Source organism: Stenotrophomonas pictorum JCM 9942, from assembly GCF_001310775.1.
In the GTDB taxonomy this organism is placed as follows: Bacteria; Pseudomonadota; Gammaproteobacteria; order Xanthomonadales; family Xanthomonadaceae; genus Stenotrophomonas; species Stenotrophomonas pictorum.
In genome coordinates this window covers 1-3720 of sequence record NZ_BAZI01000267.1, presented here as the reverse complement: position 1 = coordinate 3720, position 3720 = coordinate 1, and the positions used below count along the sequence as shown (strand labels likewise).

At 64.3% G+C, this 3720-nt stretch carries 2 protein-coding genes and 1 pseudogene; all 3 read left to right on the top strand.

Annotated features, from left to right (window positions below; translation table 11 throughout):
- Window positions 1-390 (top strand): DUF7931 domain-containing protein (locus JCM9942_RS12125; protein WP_484600232.1); only part of this gene is annotated, 390 nt, incomplete at its 5' end.
- A gap of 176 nt (window positions 391-566) precedes the next feature.
- Window positions 567-3394, top strand: a pseudogene (locus JCM9942_RS12120) (2-oxoglutarate dehydrogenase E1 component).
- 42 nt (window positions 3395-3436) lie between these two features.
- Window positions 3437-3720 (top strand): biotin/lipoyl-containing protein (locus tag JCM9942_RS12115; RefSeq protein WP_157722904.1); only part of this gene is annotated, 284 nt, incomplete at its 3' end.

Here is a 3720-nt window from a genome sequence, read left to right as displayed (position 1 = left end):
CAGATCCGCGGTGACGACTCGGTCCTGCTCGGGCAACCCCAGCTGCTGGCGGCGCTGCGCCGCTTTGCCACGGCCCGCCACGACAAGCAGGTACAGCTGCTGCTCGCCGAAGGAGACCTGGCCACCTTGCCTGCGCCACTGACGGCGTTGATCCAGCGCCTGCCCAGCGTTTTCGAGCTGCGGGAGCCGGTCGATCCGGTCGATTGCGCCGTCGCGTCGGCCGGTATCGGCAATGACAATGGCGACTGCTACTTTCGTCCAATGGGCGAGCGCCTGGAGGGCGAGCTGTCCCTGGCCAACGATGCGCGCGCCCGGCAGCAGGACGAGCTGTTCCAGCGTATCTGGGAGCGTTCGCGCGTCTGCAGCGCACTGCGTGTCCTCGGTGTCTGACGCCAGACACGGCAAGACAAATGGCGGCCTGGCATTAATCCACGGGACAGTGTGAATGCCCCTTCCTGTCCCGGCAGGGGTATAATTCAGCGGTTAGATCACGCCCGTGCGCGCCTGTTCATGTGACGCGCCGGTTTCCCTGAGTCATACCCCACAAGCGAATCCGACACTCCATCGTGGACAATCTCCTGAAGCAGTTTGCGCAGTCATCGCAACTCGCCGGCGGCAACGCTCCTATATCGAGGATCTGTACGAGCAGTACCTCGTTTCTCCGGACAGTGTGGACCCCAAGTGGAAGTCCTACTTCGATGGCTTCAAGGGCCGCGAAGCAGGTGATGTCCCGCACTCGGCCGCCATCGCCCTCATCACCGAAGCCGCAAAAAACGCGTCCAACGCAGGCGCTGCCGGTGCAGGCGACGAGCGTGAGCGCAACGTCGGCCGTCTGATCACCGCTTACCGTTCGCGCGGCCACCTGGGTGCCCGCCTGGATCCGCTGGGCCTGACCCCGCCGGTCAATCCGCCGGACCTGAGCCTGCCGTTCCACCACCTGACCGACGCGGACCTCAACGACGAGTTCAGCACCGGGGGCGTCGCTGGCCAGCCGCGGATGAAGCTGCGCGATCTGGTTGCACGCCTGAAGGCGACCTATACCGGCTCGATCGGTGCGGAATTCATGCACATCGCCGAGGTCGAGCAGCGCCAGTGGCTCTACCAGCGCCTCGAGAACGCCGGCGGCAACTACAACCTCGATACCGACACCCGGCGCCGCACCCTGGAGCGCCTGACCGCGGCCGAAGGCCTTGAGCGTTACCTGCACACCAAGTACGTCGGCCAGAAGCGCTTCTCGCTGGAAGGCGGCGATTCGCTGATCCCGATGATGGACACCGTGATCCGCAGCGCCGGCAAGGATGGCGTCAAGGACGTGATCATCGGCATGGCCCACCGCGGCCGCCTCAACGTGCTGGTCAACACGCTCGGCAAGAACCCGCGCAAGCTGTTCGACGAGTTCGAAGGCAAGTTCGAGCACGACGAGCGTGCTGTCGCCGGTGACGTGAAGTACCACATGGGTTTCTCCGCCGACGTCGCCACCGATGGCGGCCCGGTGCACCTGGCACTGGCGTTCAACCCGTCGCACCTGGAAATCGTCGACCCGGTGGTTGCCGGCTCGGTGCGTTCGCGCCAGGAGCGTCGCGGCGATGCCGCGCGCAAGCAGGTGATGCCGATCCTGATCCACGGTGACGCCGCCTTTGCCGGCCAGGGCGTGGTGATGGAACTGTTCCAGATGTCGCAGGCCCGCGGTTTCACCGTTGGCGGCACGATGCACATCGTGGTCAACAACCAGGTGGGCTTCACCACCTCCAACCGCGACGATTCGCGCTCGACCCTGTACTGCACCGATATCGCCAAGATGATCGGCGCACCGGTCCTGCACGTGAACGGCGACGATCCGGAAGCGGTGGTGTTTGCCGCCAAGCTGGCGTACGACTTCCGTCAGCAGTTCAACAAGGACGTCGTGATCGATCTGATCTGCTACCGCCGTTGGGGTCATAACGAAGCCGATGAGCCGGCGATCACCCAGCCGCTGATGTACCAGGTGATCCGCAAGCACAAGACCACCCGCGAGCTGTATGCCGAACAGCTCGAAGCCGCCGGCGTGATCCCGGCCGGTGCCGGCAAGGAGCTGGTCGACAGCTATCGCAACAAGCTCGATGCCGGTGAAGTGACCACCGAACTGGCCGATGTGGGCAAGACCCCGGCCACCAGCAAGTTGTTCGTGGATTGGGGCAAGTATCTGGCGGGCAAGCTGTCCGACCAGGTCAGCACCAAGGTCGAGATGGGCAAGCTGGCCCAGCTGGCCGCGATGATCAACACCATTCCTGAGGGTGTGGAAGTGCATTCGCGCGTGGCCAAGGTCTATGACGACCGCCGCAAGATGGCCGCCGGCGAGATCCCGGGTGACTGGGGCTTTGCCGAAAACCTGGCCTACGCCACCCTGCTGGACGAAGGCCACGGCCTGCGCCTGGTCGGCCAGGACGTCGGCCGCGGTACGTTCACCCACCGCCATGCGATCCTGCATGACCAGAAGACCGACAGCTACTACCTGCCGTTGCGTCAGCTGGTCGAGTCGCCGGAAAAGGCCACCATTATCGATTCGCTGCTCAGCGAAGAAGCGGTGATGGCCTACGAGTACGGCTTCTCCACCACCGATCCCAACACCCTGTGCATCTGGGAGGGCCAGTTCGGCGACTTCGCCAACGGTGCCCAGGTGGTGATCGACCAGTTCATCGCCTCGGGCGAGGCCAAGTGGGGCCGGATCTCCGGCCTGACGCTGCTGCTGCCGCACGGTTATGAAGGACAGGGTCCGGAACACAGCTCCGCGCGTCTGGAGCGCTTCCTGCAGCTGTGCGCGCTGGAGAACATGCTGGTCTGCGTACCGTCGACCCCGGCCCAGGCATTCCACATGCTGCGTCGCCAGATGCGCATGGACACCCGCAAGCCGCTGGTGGTGATGTCGCCCAAGTCGCTGCTGCGCCACAAGCTGGCCGTGTCGACCCTGGACGAACTGGCCAACGGCGAGTTCCAGCACCTGATCGGTGACGCCGCCGCCGACGCCAAGAAGGTCAAGCGCGTGGTGCTGTGCTCGGGCAAGGTCTACTACGACCTGCTGGAAGACCAGACCAAGCGTGGCCAGGACGATGTGGCCATCGTGCGTATCGAACAGCTCTATCCGTTCCCGCGCCCGGCGCTGGCTGCCGAACTGAAGAAGTTCGACAAGGCCACCGACGTGGTGTGGTGCCAGGAAGAGCCGATGAACCAGGGTGCGTGGTACCAGATCAGGCACCACCTGCAGGCATGCGTGGCCGACGGCCAGGCACTGCACTATGCCGGTCGCCCGCGTTCTCCGTCGCCTGCTGTTGGCCACATGTCCGATCACCTGCGCGAACTGCAGCAGTTGCTCGCCGACGCGCTGGTCAACAAGATCGACGACAACTACGCCGAATAAGCCACCTTTCTCTCAAGAATCTGCAACCAGGAAATCCGCCCAATGGCCACCGAAGTCAAAGTACCGGTACTGCCCGAATCCGTCTCCGACGCCACCATCGCCACCTGGCACAAGAAGCTGGGCGAGGCCGTCAAGCGTGACGAGAACCTGCTCGACCTGGAAACCGACAAGGTCGTGCTGGAAGTGCCGGCACCGGTTGATGGCGTGCTGAAGGAAATCAAGTTCAAGGAAGGCGACACCGTCACCTCCAACCAGATCCTGGCCATCATCGAGGAAGGCGCGGTTGCCGCTGCCGCACCGGCCGCCGCTGCCGAAGCGCCGAAGGC